At 71.6% G+C, this 15,539-nt stretch carries 12 protein-coding genes; 8 read left to right on the top strand and 4 right to left on the bottom strand.

Annotated elements, in window-relative coordinates:
* Positions 1 to 193: 193 nt before the first annotated feature.
* Positions 194 to 1,327, bottom strand: a complete 1,134-nt coding sequence (locus tag AB0I69_RS03480; RefSeq protein ID WP_363093822.1) for an ROK family protein — start codon at positions 1,325 to 1,327, stop codon at positions 194 to 196.
* Positions 1,328 to 1,623: 296 nt separating this feature from the next.
* Here AB0I69_RS03480 and AB0I69_RS03475 point away from each other — a divergent pair, with 296 nt between their 5' ends.
* The 5 genes from AB0I69_RS03475 to AB0I69_RS03455 all read left to right on the top strand — a co-directional run bounded on the left by AB0I69_RS03475 (position 1,624) and on the right by AB0I69_RS03455 (position 8,253).
* Positions 1,624 to 2,523, top strand: a complete 900-nt coding sequence (locus AB0I69_RS03475; RefSeq protein ID WP_363093821.1) for a BadF/BadG/BcrA/BcrD ATPase family protein — start codon at positions 1,624 to 1,626, stop codon at positions 2,521 to 2,523.
* A gap of 199 nt (positions 2,524 to 2,722) precedes the next feature.
* Complete coding sequence (locus AB0I69_RS03470; RefSeq protein ID WP_363093820.1) at positions 2,723 to 4,651, top strand: phosphatase PAP2 family protein; 1,929 nt, start codon at positions 2,723 to 2,725, stop codon at positions 4,649 to 4,651.
* Between the two features lie 92 nt (positions 4,652 to 4,743).
* Positions 4,744 to 6,474 carry a phospholipid carrier-dependent glycosyltransferase gene (locus AB0I69_RS03465; RefSeq protein WP_363094161.1) on the top strand — a complete coding sequence of 577 codons (1,731 nt, stop codon included), beginning with the start codon at positions 4,744 to 4,746 and terminating at the stop codon, positions 6,472 to 6,474.
* A gap of 67 nt (positions 6,475 to 6,541) precedes the next feature.
* Positions 6,542 to 7,465 carry a MurR/RpiR family transcriptional regulator gene (locus tag AB0I69_RS03460; RefSeq protein ID WP_363093819.1) on the top strand — a complete coding sequence of 308 codons (924 nt, stop codon included), beginning with the start codon at positions 6,542 to 6,544 and terminating at the stop codon, positions 7,463 to 7,465.
* 413 nt (positions 7,466 to 7,878) lie between these two features.
* Positions 7,879 to 8,253: a hypothetical protein gene (locus tag AB0I69_RS03455; protein WP_019064417.1), complete on the top strand. Its 375-nt coding sequence runs from the start codon at positions 7,879 to 7,881 to the stop codon at positions 8,251 to 8,253.
* Positions 8,254 to 8,309: 56 nt separating this feature from the next.
* Here the strand turns inward: AB0I69_RS03455 and AB0I69_RS03450 are convergent, their stop codons facing one another.
* The 3 genes from AB0I69_RS03450 to AB0I69_RS03440 all read right to left on the bottom strand — a co-directional run bounded on the left by AB0I69_RS03450 (position 8,310) and on the right by AB0I69_RS03440 (position 11,030).
* Positions 8,310 to 8,960: a peptidoglycan-binding domain-containing protein gene (locus tag AB0I69_RS03450; protein ID WP_363093818.1), complete on the bottom strand. Its 651-nt coding sequence runs from the start codon at positions 8,958 to 8,960 to the stop codon at positions 8,310 to 8,312.
* A 92-nt stretch (positions 8,961 to 9,052) separates the two neighbouring features.
* A complete protein-coding gene (locus AB0I69_RS03445) occupies positions 9,053 to 9,880 on the bottom strand; it encodes a hypothetical protein (RefSeq protein WP_363093817.1) in 828 nt (275 codons plus the stop codon).
* Between the two features lie 58 nt (positions 9,881 to 9,938).
* A complete protein-coding gene (locus AB0I69_RS03440; protein ID WP_363093816.1) occupies positions 9,939 to 11,030 on the bottom strand; it encodes a substrate-binding domain-containing protein in 1,092 nt (363 codons plus the stop codon).
* 206 nt (positions 11,031 to 11,236) lie between these two features.
* On the opposite strand from AB0I69_RS03440, the gene AB0I69_RS03435 reads away from it, so the two are divergent.
* The 3 genes from AB0I69_RS03435 (at position 11,237) to AB0I69_RS03425 (ending at position 15,488) form a co-directional block, all read left to right on the top strand.
* Entirely contained in the window at positions 11,237 to 11,926 is a 690-nt protein-coding gene (locus AB0I69_RS03435; protein WP_363094160.1) for a TetR family transcriptional regulator, read from the top strand.
* A gap of 162 nt (positions 11,927 to 12,088) precedes the next feature.
* Complete coding sequence (locus tag AB0I69_RS03430; RefSeq protein WP_363093815.1) at positions 12,089 to 12,502, top strand: zinc ribbon domain-containing protein; 414 nt, start codon at positions 12,089 to 12,091, stop codon at positions 12,500 to 12,502.
* 199 nt (positions 12,503 to 12,701) lie between these two features.
* The gene (locus AB0I69_RS03425; RefSeq protein ID WP_363093814.1) at positions 12,702 to 15,488 is read left to right on the top strand and encodes a hypothetical protein; all 2,787 of its coding nucleotides are present in this window, start codon (positions 12,702 to 12,704) and stop codon (positions 15,486 to 15,488) included.
* Positions 15,489 to 15,539: the final 51 nt, after the last annotated feature.

The following is a 15,539-nucleotide window of genomic DNA, read 5'->3' as shown; positions in this document are numbered from 1 at the left end:
GGGGGCGCGGCCTCGCCCGGCCGCATCGTCCACACGGAGCGAGCTCCCCGGCCGACATGGCCGTCACCGCACAAGCACACCCTCGTGCGGTTGCCGTACGTCACGTACGGGCTGAGAAGGCTCACCCCAAGTCGGTGTCCCGACCGACTTAGAAAGCGCTTGTCCGGACATTGGCAGACCAAGTCGGAGGCCGTCAATCCTTCGCCCCCGCACCATCGGTCACGGTTTGGACTCCTCTGGCGACCGCGAGCCGGGCTGCGCCCACCACGGTGCCGAGATCACCGACCGTGCTGCTGACCACCTCGGTGGGCCAGCTCAGCCGCCCCAGTTCGGCGCGCACACCGGGCAGGAGCTGCGGGTCCGTGCCTGTGCTGCCCCCAAGGACGATCAGTCCCGGGTCCAGTACGGCGGCCACGGCGGCGGCGAGTCTGCCCACGTCGGCGGCATGTCGGCCGACCACGGCACGCGCGGTGACCTGCCCCTGCCCCGCGAGGGCGAAGAGCTGGTCCGCGGTGCCGGGGCACGGTCCGTCGGTGTCCCGCCAGGCCGCGGCAGCCCTGCGCAGCAGCGAGCGGGCGCCCACGTACTCCTCCAGGGCCTCACGGCGCGGCTCCACGGCCTCGTCCCACGGGTAGGGCAGCCGGGCGAGCTCACCGGCCGCGCCGTTCGCGCCGCGCAGCACCTGGCCGCCGACGACGATGCCGAGGCCGATACCGACGCCGATGCGCAGATAGCCGAAGGTGTGGCGGCCCCGGGCGGCCCCTTCGTGCAGTTCGGCGAGGGCGGCACAGTTGACGTTGTTCTCCAGGTGGACCGGCACGCCCGGCGGCAGGGCGACCGTCATGGCGTCGAACACCGGCCCGGCCTTGGCGGTCGCGGGGCGCATCCCGGCGCCCGCCTGGTTCCGCGCCAGGACGTCACCGACGGCGACGACGACCGAGCGCAGCGGGATACCTACGGGCAGCGCGGCAAGGGCCTCGCGCACGGCGCCGGCGGCGTCCTCCCGGGGTCTGTCGGCCTCGGCCAGCAGGGTGCCGTCGAGGGCGCAGCCGCGCACCCGGGTGAGGGCGGGGCCGAGATCGACGGCGAGTACGGCGCCGGCGGCCGGGCCGAGGCGGTAGACGGCGGCGTTACGGCCCGTTCCGCCGGATGCGGTGCCGGAGTGCGCGGCGAGCCGGACGTTCTCCAGTTCCACGACGGCGGAGGACACCGTCGGCTTGGACAGGCCGGCCAGCGTCGCGAGCTGCGGCCGGGTCGCGCTGCCGGCTCTCGCCAGCACCTCGAACACCGCGCTCGCGCTCTCGGTCAGCCGAGACGCCTGCGCCACGACGTGTTCCACACTTCCCCCAGTTCACAGGCCGCTCTCCCGCAGGATGTCTGCGGGACACGGCGATGGGATGTCCTGACGTCGCGCGGGCCCGGGCACTGGTCCCTGTGACCGAGTACGCGATGAGTCTTGACGCACTGTACTTCGTTAGTTAACTTCCTAACGAACGTCACGGTACTCGCCTGCCGTGGTCCGTCAGAAGCCCGTCCCGGGGCTTCCCTAGTGCTCCAACTGCCGTTCCCCAGGACACGGTTCGCCCAACCGTCGCAGCACAGCGCAACGACGAAAGAGGTTCCGTGCAGGACTTCACGCCCCTCGTGGTCGGCATCGACGTGGGTGGCACCAAGACGCATCTGCGCGCCTGCGCGGGTACGGATGTCGTCGCCGACCACATCCGTACGAGCAGCGGCTGGCGGCCGCACGACCCCGCGACCGCCGCCGACTGGCTCACCGCGCTGATCCACGACGCCCTGCCCGCACACACGCGCCCGTCCGCGGTCGCCGTGGGCGGGCACGCCTGTGAGACACCCCGCCAGTGCGCCGAGATCCGTGCCGCGCTGGAGGAACGTCTCGGGGTGCCCGTGCTGGTCGTGGGAGACGCCGAACTGCTCGTCCCCGCCGCGGGGTTGGACAAGGGCGTCGGCCTGGTCGCCGGCACCGGTTCCGTCGCGGTGGGCCTGCTCGCCGACGGCAGCCGGCTCCAAGTGGGCGGCTGGGGTGCGGTACTCGGCGACGAGGGCGGCGCCGCCGGTCTCGTCCGGGAGGCGGCCCGCGCCGTCTGGGCCGCGCACGACCGCGGTGAGGCTCCGGACCCGCTCGCGACGGGACTTGTCGAGGCGTTCGGTGTGGCCGAAGTGCCCGCGCTCGGCGCCGCGTTGGAAAACGCTTCCGACGTCTCCGCCGAATGGGGCCGGCACGCCCGTGTCGTCTTCACCGCGGCCGACGCCGGCTCGCTCCTCGCGCGCGAGGTGATAGCCGAGGCCGGCCGCTCCCTCGCCGCACTCGTCGTACGGCTCGCCGAACGGGGCGTACCCGTCGACGACGTCGTGGTCTCGGGCGGCACCGTCCTCGCGCAGCCCCTCCTCTACGACGCCCTCACCGGCGCGCTCGCCGAGCAGGTGCCGGGGGCACGGCCGTGGCCGATCCAGGTACCGCCCGTCGAGGGCGCGGTGGCGTTGGCCCGATCGATCCTGTGAACCGCACGGCCCCCGTTCACCCGGGGGTCATGTCGTGGACGCCGAACTTCCTCCACCGGGACACGGCTCGCCGTAAACCTTCGCACGTACGCACCAATCGACGTATGCGCTTTCTCGCGTCGCACCGCGCACCCCGAACCACAGCCGATCGCACGATCCCGCCGGCCTCACGGCCGTAGAACTCAAGAGAGGCACACCCATGCCGTCACCCGCCGGGCAGCGCACGAACGCCGTTCGACCCGCCGTGAACAGACGTGGTTTCCTCAAGACCTCGCTCGGCGCCTCGGCCGCTGTGGTCGCCGCGCCCACGCTGGTCAGCTGGCTGGCCGCCGCGGACGCCAAGGCCACCACGGTCCCGCTCGCGTTCGTCGACGACTACAGGACGAACGTCATCGCGAACCTGACGCCCGAGACCAACGCCGTGGTCCGGGTCCTCGGCGGCATGGCCCAGATATGGAAGACCGGCGCCGCCTGGAACACCGGCACCCCGCTCCGCCCCGAGATCCTGCGCGCCAACATGCGGTACTGCATCGACCTCACCACCCACCGCACCGAGGCCCAGGCGAAGGAGGCGTTCCTCTACGACCGCCAGCACCAGAGCTACGCGATGATCGCGGGCCTGGGTCCGCTCGCCGACCTGTACAAGTCCGGTGCCCTGGCGGTCACTTCGATCACCAGCGCCCCGGACGGCACGCCCGCCACCAAGATCGACGACGCCGTCCCGGCCGACGCGCCCGCCGGTTCCGCGCTCGGCGCCGGCTCGCACGACTCCGCGCTCGGCAAGGTGGCCGAACTGGTCGACACGCTGCGCGGCAACTACGCCTCGGGCAACCCGAGCAAGTACGCCTACCAGTACCCGCGTCCGTGGCGGATGAACGAGAGGAGCGAGGTCGTCGACACCGGCACGACCGACGCGCTCGGCTTCCCGGTCTACGACTCCAAGGTGGTCGTCGCGCCCCAACTCCTGCGCCAGCGCAGCACGTCACCGGTCGACGACGGCGGCTTCCCCAGCGGTCACACCAACGCCTTCCACCTGGCGGGCCTCGCCTACGCGTACGCCGTACCGGAGCGCTTCCAGGAACTGGTCACCCGCACCTTCGAGTTGGCCCACACCCGGATCATGGCCGGCATGCACTCCACGGTCGACGTCATGGGCGGCCGCATCATGGCCACCGCGCTGGCCGCCGCCACGCTCGCCGACCCGGCCAATGCGGCGCTCAAGGCCGCGGCGCGCGCCCAGGCCCTCGCCTACTTCGAGGCGAAGACCGGCACGACGGCGGACACCCTGTACGCCTACGCCCACTCGGCGTCCACCGCGACCGACCCGTACGCGGACCGGACCGCCAACTCCCGTGTCGTGGAGCCCAAGTTCACCTACGTGCTCACCCGCAGCGGCCGTGACAAGCCGCTGACCGTGCCCAAGGGCGCCGAGGTGCTGCTGGAGACGCGCCTGCCGTACCTCGACGCGGCACAGCGGCGTGACGTGCTGCGCTCGACCGCGCTGCCGTCCGGGTACGTCCTGCTCGACGGGTTCGAGCAGTGGGGGCGCCTCAACCTCTTCGCGGCGGCGGACGGTTACGGCTCCTTCGAGTCCGACGTCGTCGTCGCCCTGGACGCGGCGGCCGGGGGCTTCGGCGCGGCCGACGCCTGGCGCAACGACATCGACGGCTGCGGCGGCCTGACCAAGCAGGGCACCGGCACGCTCACCCTGACCGGGCACAACGCGTACACCGGCGGAACCGTGCTCAAGTCCGGTGCGCTGGTGGCCGGTTCGGCGCACGCGCTGGGCCACGGTGACGTGAGTGTGCTCGGCGGTGCGCTGCGGGTGTCCCAGTCCGTGCAGATCCACGGCGCGTACGCCCAGCAGTCCGCCACTCTTGAGGCCACTCTCCGCTCGGGCCACCAGCCCGCCGTCGAGGTCACCCGGCGGGCAGTGCTCGGCAAGGGCAGCGCGCTGTCCCTGCAGCTCGACGCCGAGCACCCGCCGGCCGCGGGCTCGACGGTCCGCGTCCTGGGCGCGCTCACGCTGCGCGGCCAGTTCGACAGCATCACGCTGAACTCGGACAAGCTGCGGGCCGTACCGGTGTATACGGCGGAAGGTCTGTCGGTACGACTCCTGAAGCGGTGACGCCCCTGGTGGCGGGAGCGATGCGACAGTAGGGCCATGACCCGGCTCCGCCTCGCTCCCGCCGCCCCGTGGCCGGCCTCACCGCAGGGCGGATGATGGCGCGCGAACAGCACTTGGTCCTCGACCCCGGCACGCTCGACGACGACGGCGGGCAGTCGCTGCCGCGCGCGGCGGACGGCCGGTCGGCACGCCTCTACGCCGGGCTGCGGCGCCGTAAGCGATGGCTGTTGCCGCTCCTCGTGGTGGTGCTCCTCGCGCAGATGGCCGCCGTGATGGTCACGACCGCCGTACAGCAGACACCGACCATCGACGAGCCGGTGTACGTGGCGACGGCCACCGTCTATCTGCGCGAGCACAGTCTCGACTACAACCCCGAGCACCCGCCCCTCGGGAAGCTGGTGATCGCCGCCGGAATCGCCCTCGCCGACCCGCACTTCGACACCTCTTACAAGGGCGACCAGGGGCAGTTGGGCCGCCATCTGCTGTACGAGTCGGGCAACGACCCGTGGCGGCTGATGTTCTGGGCCCGGCTGCCGGTGATCCTGCTGACGCTGCTGTTCGGGCTGGTCGTGTTCGCGTTCGCCCGTGAACTCGTGGGCCCGGCACGGGGGTTGGTGGCACTCGCCCTGTACGCGTTCTCGCCGGACGTCGTCGCGCACGGCTCGCTGGCCACGCTCGACGTGCCGCAGGCCGGTTTTCTGCTGACGTCGGTGTGGCTGCTGTGGCGGGCTCGGCGGCGCCCACGGCTGTACCTGCCGCTCGCGGGGGCGGCGCTCGGGGCCGCCGTGGCGACGAAGATGAGCGCCCTGCCCGCCGTCCCGGTCCTCATGCTCCTCGCCGTCGTGTCGGTGTGGTCCGCCCGCCGCCCGGCCGACCGCGACGCCCGGCGCCGGGCATTGGCCCTCGGGGTCGCGGGCGCGGCCGTGGTGGCGCTGGTGGCGCTCGCCGTCGTATGGGCGTCGTATCTCGTCGTCGATCCGCAGCTGCGGTTCACGTCCACGGAACCGGTGCCCGTCATCCACGGACTGCGCGGGCGGTTGGTCGATCTGCTGCCGTTCCCGCGGGCCTTCCTCGACGGGATGCTCATCCAGTTCGGTCTGGAGGACTACCCGTGGCAGGGCTTCCTGTTCGGGCACCTCTACACCGGGTCGCACTGGTACTACCTGCCGGTGGCGCTCATGGTGAAGACCCCGCTCGGCATGATCGCGCTGTGGGCGGCGGGTGCCGTCGCGGTCGTGGCGGTACGGCGGCTGCGGCCCGCGGCGCCGTATCTCCTCGTACCCACGGCCGTGTTGCTGGCCGCGGCGATGGACGGCTCGCGGGACTTCGGCACGCGCTACGCGATCTTCGTGCCGATGTTCCTGGCGGTCGCGGCGGCCTGTGTGCCGGCGCTGCGGTCGTGGTGGCGGTGGGCTCCGCTGTCCACGGGGCTGCTGGTGGCGTTCGTCGCGGTCAGTTCGCTGCGGACGTTCCCCTACTATCTGCCGTACTCCAACGAGGCGTTCGGCGGTCCGTCGAAGACCTATCTGCGGCTGCACGACTCGAACGTGGACTGGGGCCAGGACCTCGGCCGCCTCGCCGACCGACTCCGTGAGCGCTACCCGGGCGAACGGATCTGGCTCGTCTACAAGGGCAGTGGTGTGCCGTCGTACTACGGCATCGAGTCGTCCGATCCGCGCAAGGTAGGAGTGCGCGAGGTGCACGGACTGTTGGTCGTCTCGGACACCGCGATCGACAAAGCGCGCGGGAAACTGGCCGAGTTGATCGACAGCAGTCGCCCGATCGATCAAGTCGGTCATTCGATCACCATTTACCGGCGTTGATCACCCTCTGACCACAACGCTCTGTGAGCTATGTTGAGTGGCTGTGGGAGACAAAGGAGGCGCACCGGTGCCATCGCCGCAGCAGGCACGCGCCCAGGCATCCGTGATCACCTCGGGAAAAACCGACCCGGAAGTCGGCGCGGCACCGACGTCCCAACTCAGGGAACTCTTCGACGGGCCACGACTGTCGCCGGGGCAGCGGCGCATCGCCCAGTACCTGATCGAGCACATCACGGAGGCGGCGTTCCTCTCCATCACCGATCTCGCGGAGCGCGTCGGCGTGAGCCAGCCCTCGGTGACCCGGTTCGCCGCCGCGGTCGGCTTCAGCGGTTACCCGGCGCTACGGGAGCGGCTGCAGGCCATCGCCCTGCGCACCCTCGCGGGCGGTCCGGCGGCGGCCGAGGTGAACCGCAGCAACGAACTGCAGGCCGCGGTCGACGCCGAGATCGAGAACCTGGAGAACCTGCGCCGGGACTTCGCCGACCCCGACCGCCTGATCGACGTCGGCCGCGAGTTGTCGGCGTCCACCCCGCTCACCGTCCTCGGGCTGCGCATCTCCGTCTCGCTGGCGGAGTACTTCGCGTACGCCGCGCGCCGTATCCACCCCGACGTACGGCTGGTGACCAGGGGCGGCAGCGTCGCCTACGACGCGATCCTGCAGTCACGCGAGGCGGGCGGCACCTGGCTGCTGGCGTTCGACATGCCGCGGCACGCTCACGAGACGCTCACCACGCTCCGTGTGGCCCGCAGCGCCGGCCTCAAGGTGGCCCTAGTGACCGACCTCGCGCTCGGCGCGCTCGCCGACGAGGCCGACGTCACCTTCGCCACGGGCACCGGCTCCCGCCTGGTCTTCGACTCGTACGCGGCGCCCGGCGTGGTGGCCGCCGCACTGCTCCAGGCCATGACCGACGCCGATCCCGAGCGCACCCAGGCCCGCCTGGAGGACTACGAGCAGATCGCCGAACAGCACCAGTTCTTCATGCGGGACTGACCCGCCACTCCCCCTCTGATGACTTCACACAGGGATCATTCCGCCCATTTCGCGCATGAATGTTTTCATACGCCTTGCAAAGCGAACGGCATATATAAATACTGCTCACGGATCGCGTCCGGCCCACTCCAGGCACGTTCCGCACCCGTGAGCTCACCGCTCGCACCCGCCCCGAGAAAGCCCGGTCCGCCCATGCGCACGCCGCTCCACCCGCCGCGCCGGCGACACCCGTCCTCCGGGGCTCCTGCACGAACACCCTCAGCCGCCGTCTCCTACCCGCGTCGGCGCCAGGGGTGTTCGGTCGGGCATCGCCTGCGCGAGCGCCCAGGGCGGCCTCGGTCAATCCCCTGGACCGGGGCCGCCACACACCGTCGAACCACCCCCCGCGACGCCGCACACCGGGAAGCGATGACATGCAACTGACCACCACGCGCATCAGCCAGGACTGGCCCTGTCAGGTCAAGACACCCGGCAGCTACGACTGGGAGCGATCGGCGGCCAAGTGGCTGCGCGAGCTGGTGCCGGCCCGCTACGCCAGCTACCCCGCGTTCATCCGCCACCCCGTGCTGCTCGCCCGTCATGCGCAGATCCAGGTCCAGCACGAGATCCGCGTGGCCCGGACCGCCCTGCAGACCGCGCGGGCCGACCTGCCCGGCATCGGTCTGCCCGAGTCGGTCATCGAGCACACCATCAAGCTGTACGCCGCCGAGGTCCTCCAGCTGCAGCACATCGCGCGCAGCGTACGGGCGGTGACCGAGGCACTGGTCGGTCACAGCACGGGACGCTGACCGACGTCGAACGGCGCACTGAACAGGGGGCGGTGCCGTGGGAGTCGGTGTCTGTCCTACTGGCCGTGGTCGAGTGTCGTGCGTGACTCCAGGTCCTTGCGGGTGTCGTCGCCGTAGACGCCGTTCTCGTCGCCCCTGATGCCGTACCAGAGTTGGAAGCGGGCGACTGCCGCTGTGAGGGTCGCGTCGTACCGGCCGCTGGTGGAGCCGTTCTCGTAGACGTTGGGGATGCGCAGGAGGCGTTGTTCGAGCTCCGTGACCTGGGGGCCGCTGTCGCCTTCGCGGAGGGTGCCGGCGCCGTCGGGGTCGGACGTGCCGGCGGCGGTGACCGACGCCGAGGGGGTGGGTGTCCCGACGGATGCGGCCGTGCTGGCCTCGCCCTTGCCGGGCAGCAGCAGGGCGCAGGCGAAGCCGACCAGGGCGGCGGCACTCACGCCGACGACTATCGCGGCCCGGCGCAGACCGGGGCCGAGAGGACTGGTGCTCGGCGCCGGGTACAAGTCACCGCGTACGGGCGGCAGTTCCTGCGTCTCGTCGTCGGAGCCGAAGAACGGCCGGGGCAGGGCCACGGATTCGAAGCCCGCCGAGTCCCTGCGGGTCTCCCGCAGCAGCTCCGCGAGGTTGTCGGAGCGGCGGGGGCGCAGTACCCGCGCGGGTTCCAGGGCCGGGCCGCCGGACGACGATCCCGGTTCGGGCGGTGTAGACACACTGCTCTCCTTCCGTTCCGCGCGCACGGATCCCCATCCCCCTGGAAGAGATACGCATCCACGGCCCCAGGAGTTCAGCGCGGGCTCCGCCCTCACGCGCGGACGAACCGCCGCAGGGACTCCTTCAGCGCGGCGACGAAGGCGTCCCGCCGCGCGTCGTCGAGTGCCTCCAGGGAGAGGTGGGGGTTCAGGTCCTCCAGTTCCACCAGCAGCAGCCCGCCGTCCGGGGCGCGGCAGGCGTCGACGCGCTGGATGCCGTGGTCGATGCCGTTCCAGTCGACGAACCGCTGCGCGAACTCCCGGTCCGCGGGCGTGGGTTCGTACGGTTCCAGCCGCCAGCGCTGCTCGGTGTCCGGGGCGTGGAGGGCGTACTGGAGGTCGTGGTCGACGAAGTAGAAGGACACCTCGTACGAGAAGTCGACGCACGGCTGGACCAGGACGCTTCCGTCGGTCAGGGCGGGCAGGCGGTCGGCCGGGACGATCTCCAGGCCTATGGAGTCGGCGCCGAGCTTGGGCTTGACCACGTACCGGTCCGTGCGTGGCAGCAGGTGCAGGTCCTCGACGCGGTCGACGGTCGGGATGACCGGGAACCCGGCGGCGCTCAGGTCGAGGAGGTACTGCTTCCCGGCCATGTCCGCCCGGCCCGACAGCTGGTTGTAGACGCGGGCCCCGGTGCTGATCGCGCGCTCGCGGAACGCGTCGTACGCCGCCTGGTACCCGAGGACGGGACCGCTGTTGCGGACCACGACCGCGTCGAAGCCGTCCATCAGTGAGACCGCGTCCAGCGGATGACACAGTGCCAGGTCGAAGTCCTCGCGCAGCCGGGAGGTCAGGTCGATGTCCTCGTCGCAGTAGCGGCGCCCGCGTGCCGGGTACGCCAGGTCGGTGACGTACAGGATGCGGGGTCGGGCGAGGGGCATGCCGGTTCTCCTTGGCTGAGAGCGTTCGCGCGTAATGATCAAAACGATCGACCCGTGTTCACCGGGCGAGCGTTCCGCCTCCGCAGGATGCGCGGATCCTCAACTCGGGGAGGAGTTCCACGTGTTGGCGGGGCGCGGGCGGCCGTCCGCTCCCGCACTCGGCGAGCCGTTGCAGCAGCAGCTTCGCGGCCAGCTCCCCCACCGACCGCTTCGGCGGGGCGACGGCGGTGAGCGGGACGTCGGCGAGTCCGGCGACCTCGTCGTCGTAGGCGATGAGCGCCAGGTCGTCGGGGACGCGGATGCCGCGTGCCTGGAGTCTGGGCACGAGCACGATCGCGTCCTCGTCGCCGTGCACGAGGGCTGCGGTGACACCGCGCGCCCGGACCGCGTCGACCAGGTAGTCCACGCTCGCCTCGTAGTCGCCGTGTTCGCGGACGGACGGGGCGCCCGGGTCGCCGTCGAGGCCGAGGGAGTGCACGGCCGACTCGTAGCCCGCGATGATCTGCGCGGCGTGCGGGCCTTCCTGGAGTACCGCGGTGATCCTGCGGTGGCCGAGGGCGGCGAAGTGGCCGACGGCGACCGCCGCTCCGTGGGCGCGGTCGGTGCGCACCCGGTCGAGGGCCGCGGCGGGGTTGCCGGGCGGCGCGGAGCGTTCGACCAGGACGGTGGGCACGTCCCGGTCGAGGAGCCACTGTTCCTGGCCGTCGACGGGCACGCCGCCGGACCAGCTGGGCGCGACGAGCAGGCCCGCGGCGCCGCCCGCGACGAGGTGCCCGGCCTGGACGGCGTCCTCCGTGTCGACGTACCCGGACACCCCTAGCACCAGCCGGCCGCCCCACTCCCCCACGGCCTCGCGGGCGCCCCGCACGATGTCGGCGAAGATCGAGGCGGTGGTCGGCACGATCATTCCGATCACGACGCTCTCGGCGGACTCCTGCCGTGCCCCCATCTCCGCGGAGGCCTCGTCCGGCCACACCACGGCGCCGTGCAGCCGCTGCACCCGGCCCTGGGTGGCCAGTGTCTCCACATCACGTCTCAACGTGACGGCGGAGACGCCGAGTTCGGCCGCGAGTTCGGCGACCCGGAGGCTGCCGCGCTCGCGGACGAGTTCGAGCACCCGCTCATGGCGCTGGTCGACGTGCAGTCGCATGGATCCCCCTGGAGCAGAGCCGGTCGCGGTCACTCTATGCGCCGGATCGTATCGATCACTTCGATCGGTTCGGTCGGTTCGATCGACAAGGGACGCCTCCAGATACTCCAGATACTCCAGGGGACTCAGTTCCCCGCGGAATGCGCACTGAGTGCCATCCGAACCGGCCTGGTGCTACGTTCCCGTCCATGAGCTCCAAGCCGCCCATGCGGGACGCCCTGGTCGCGGCCGCCTTCCAGTTGTTCCTGGAGCGGGGCTACGAACAGACCACCATCGACGACATCGTGGCGCTGGCCGGGGTGGGGCGGCGGTCGTTCTTCCGCTACTTCCCGTCGAAGGAGGACGTGGTCTTCCCCGACCACGAGCGCTGCCTGGCCGACATGACGGCCTTCCTCTCGTCCGGCGGCGACGAGCACGAGCCCGTGCGACGGGTCTGCGACGCGGCCCGGCTCGTGCTGCGGATGTACAACGAGAACCCGACGTTCTCGGTGCAGCGTTACCGCCTCACCAAGAAGGTGCCGGGGCTGCGCGCGTACGAGCTGTCGGTGGTGTGGCGCTACGAGCGTGCCCTCGCCGACTATCTGCGCGCCCGCTTCGCCGGGCGGCGCGACGGGACCCTGCAGGCGGACGTGGTCGCGGCGGCCGTGGTCGCGGCGCACAACAACGCGCTGCGTTCCTGGCTGCGTTCGGACGGGCAGCGCGATGCGAGTGCCGAGGTGGACCACGCCCTGGGGTATGTGCAGACCGCGTTCGGGCATCCGCCGGCCCGGCCCGCCGCCGCACAGCCGGAGTGGCGGGAGCAACGGCCCGAGGACATCGTGGTGGTCGTCTCCCGGCGCGGGGCTCCGCTGTGGCGCGTCGTCCAGGAGATCGAGTCCGCGTTCGGCCGCGACTGAGGCCACGGCGGAACCGGAAAACCCAAGGGTACGCAGTGTCTTTACGGCTGGCACTGAGTGCCATACGCTGTGGCCGTGCACGGTGGCACGACGAACCGCGCACCTGTGTGCCCGGCTCGGCCGCGCACGCGGGATTCCGGCCGAGCGCAGGGAGTTGACAGCGTGTACCACCACTCAGGATTCGCGACCCGTCCGGCAGTCGGCTCCCCGGCGGGCGTACTCGATCCGCCCACCTCGGACGGGGACACCATCCTCTTCCAGCGCTGCACCTGGTGCGGCACAGCCATGTACCACCGGCTCCTGTGCCCGGTCTGCCAGGGCGGCGACCTGCGCACGGAGCGCAGCGAGGGCACCGGGACGGTGCGCCACTCGACGGTCGTGCACCGCAACACGCCCGCCGCCCGCAATGTGTCGTTGATCGAGATGGCCGAGGGGTTCGTGGTGCGGGGCCGGGTCATCGGCCCGCCCATCGGCATCCACAGCGGTGACCGCGTCCGGCTGTCCACGGCTAAGGACCCGGTGCGGGGCGAGCCCGTCTTCCAGCTCCTCGACGAGCCGTACCGGGCCTGGCACTGACCATCGACCCGGTCGGCACCGATCGGCGAGCGATCCCTGAACGGCCGTAGCAGAGGGCCGAGTTCGGGCCCGGCCGACGAAGATCGACCGAATCCTCCTGCACAGACAACCCACAGGCTCTCTTTCCCGTCCTCCGGGGCGCGAGGGGCTCCCGGGATCGACGGGGCTCCTGAGTCTGGGGTTCGAGGAGGAGAACACATTGTTCCGTGCCCGGCGAATATGGGTCACGGCCGCGGCGGTGCTCGCGGTGGCGGGCGGAGTGTCCGGGTCGGCGCAGGCGGCGCCACCGACGGATGCCGGACCGTTCACGGCCACGGCGGCAGCCGACAACGGCAGCCTTCCACCGGGTTGGCGGATCACCGGGAAGGGTTCCGCACAGCAGTTGGTCTGGCGCTCGGGCACGCGAGTGCCGATGGGAGACGCGCGCGTCGAGTTCCACGCCGGGGGTCGACTGCTCGGCGTACCGAGACCGGCGAAGGACGGACGGACGTTCCGGCTCGGCCTCGCCGCCGCCTCGCCCGAGCAGCTGACGGACCTTCAAGTACTGGCCGGTGGGCGGCGGTTGGACGCCGCCGGTGACACCTCCGGTTCCGGCAAGGGGCGTTCGGAGGCCGCCGCCCGACCCGCGGCCCCGCTCCCGGCCGGTGCGATCGATCCCGGCAAGCCGGGTGCGTACCGTACGACGACCGGCGAGTACACGCTCAACTCGGTTCGTCTGCCCGGGTTTCCGACGCCGGTCGAGATGCAGGCCGTCGTGGTCGCACCGAAGGGCGCCACCGGCAAGCGGCCTCTCGCGCTGTTCCTGCACGGCCGTCACTACACCTGCTACAAGCCCGGCACCGAGGACATCACCGGCGACTGGCCCTGCCCCACCGGCCTGAAGTCGGTTCCGAGCTACCGGGGTTATCTGCGCGACCAGCAACTCCTGGCCTCCCAGGGCTATGTGACGGTGTCGATCTCCGCGAACGGCATCAACGCCCAGGACGGCGATGTCGCGGACGCCGGCGCACAGGCCCGTTCGTCACTGGTCCGGCAGCACCTCGCCCGCTGGGCCGACTGGTCCGCCCACCCGGAGACGGCACCGCCGGTCGTCCGGAACGCACCCCGGGCCGACCTGTCCCGCGTCCTGCTGATCGGCCACTCACGCGGTGGCGAGGGCGTCAACCGGGCGGCGATGGACAGCCTCTACCCGCCGCCGGCCGCGCAGGACGGCTATCACGGCCCGGTGCGGTGGAAGATCCGCGGCACCGTCCTCATCGGCCCGACGATCTTCGGCCAGAACCCGGTGGCCGACGTGCCCTCCGCGACAATCCTGCCCGGTTGCGACGGTGACGTCTCCGACCTGCAGGGCGAGGTGTACGTCGACGGCACCCGCGGAGTCAGCAAGGGAACCGCCCTGCACAGCGCGGTCTACGTCGAGGGCGCCGACCACAACTTCTTCAACACCGAGTGGACGCCGGGCCAGGCCCAGGCGCCCGCGTCCGACGACTTCTACGACGACCCCGACCAGCGGGACGCGGTGTGCTCGCCGGGCGCCGCGACCCGGCTGACCGCCGACCAGCAGCACAGGGCCGGCTCCACCTACATCGCCACCGCGGCACGGCTGTTCGTCGCCGGTGACGACCGGGCCCGCGAGCTGCTCGACGGCTCGGGCCGCCGCGCCCCCTCTGCCGACCCCGCGCGGGTCCTCACCCACGCGGTGGGCGCGAACCGTGGTTCCGGGTTCCTGCCGGACGGTCAAGTCACCGTGTCCGGCGGCAAGTTGTGCTCCGCGGTGGATCCCGACCCGGCCGTCGCCTGTCTGGGCCCCGACACCAAGGGCGCCTCTCCGCACTTCGCGTCCTGGGAGGCCTCGAAGGAGATCGGCCGCCGCGCCGTCGCGCTGCGCTGGTCCGCGGCCGGTGCGAAGGTGACGGTACGCCCGGACAAGCCGGTCTCCCTCGGCGGCGCCAAGGATCTCGCCCTGCGCGTGATCGTGCCGCCCAACACCACCGGCACCCAGCTCGACGTCTCCGTGACCGACGCCTCCGGCCACCGCGCGACCCTCGGCCGGGTCCGCGTCGACGGCCTGCCCGGCACCGAGCGCACCGCCTCCTACTGGGCCCGCGAGGTCCGCGTACCGCTGACCGCCGCCTCCCGCGCCGGACTCGACCTGCGCCGGATCAAGTCCCTTGAGCTGACTCCGCGTTCGCGCTCCGGCCAGGCCTGGCTGATGGACGCCTGGGGCTGGCGCCCCGGCACCCCGGCGGCCGTCCCGGCCTCACTGCCCCGCGTCGACATCGGCCGGCTCACCGTCAAGGAAGGCGACTCGGGCGTCAAGACGTACCGTGTGCCCGTCCAGGTGTCCGGCCACGGCAGCGGCCAGGTCCGGGTCTACGTCGACGACCCGGCCACCGGCCGGGACACATCACGCCTGGTGACGGTACGTCCCGGCGGCAACGCCATCGACGTATCGGTAAAGGTCGAGGGCAACACGCGCTTCGACTACGGCGTCCAGCACGACGTGTTCGTGAAGGCGGTGCACGGCTCGGTGGTCGGCGCCCACCGGGGTGGGGTGACCACCGAGAACGACGACCCGATGCCCACCTTCACCGTCACACCGGTCGCCGACCGGGTCACCGAGGGCCAGTCCCTCAAGTGGAAGGTGACACTGTCCGCGCTCGCCGACGTGGAGCTGAGCCCGGCGTTCCTCGTCCAACCGATCGCCTCGGGCACGGAGTTGTCCACCCTGGACGTCGACCCGCAGTGGCTCAGCGAGAACTCCGGAGAGCAACCCGCCCCGGAGCGCCCGCTGTCCAAGGTGTCGAGCCTGTTCCTCTGGACGTCCGTCCCGGCGGGGCAGCTCAGCGCCGAGATCAGCGTGCCCACGATCACCGACCAGGTGACCGAACAGCCTGAATCCGTGCGCTTCCAGGCCGTGGACGAGAACGGCGACCCGCACAGCGGCGGACCGGAGCTGACCGGCACGGTGCTCGACGCGTCGTAGCGCAACGCCGTACGAAGTGAAGGGGCCGCAGCGCGAGAGCTGCGGCCCCTT

The organism is Streptomyces sp. NPDC050508, assembly GCF_040655155.1.
In the GTDB taxonomy this organism is placed as follows: Bacteria; Actinomycetota; Actinomycetes; order Streptomycetales; family Streptomycetaceae; genus Streptomyces.
The sequence above is the reverse complement of the archived record's forward strand: the minus strand, read 5'-3'. Positions and strand labels throughout refer to the sequence as shown.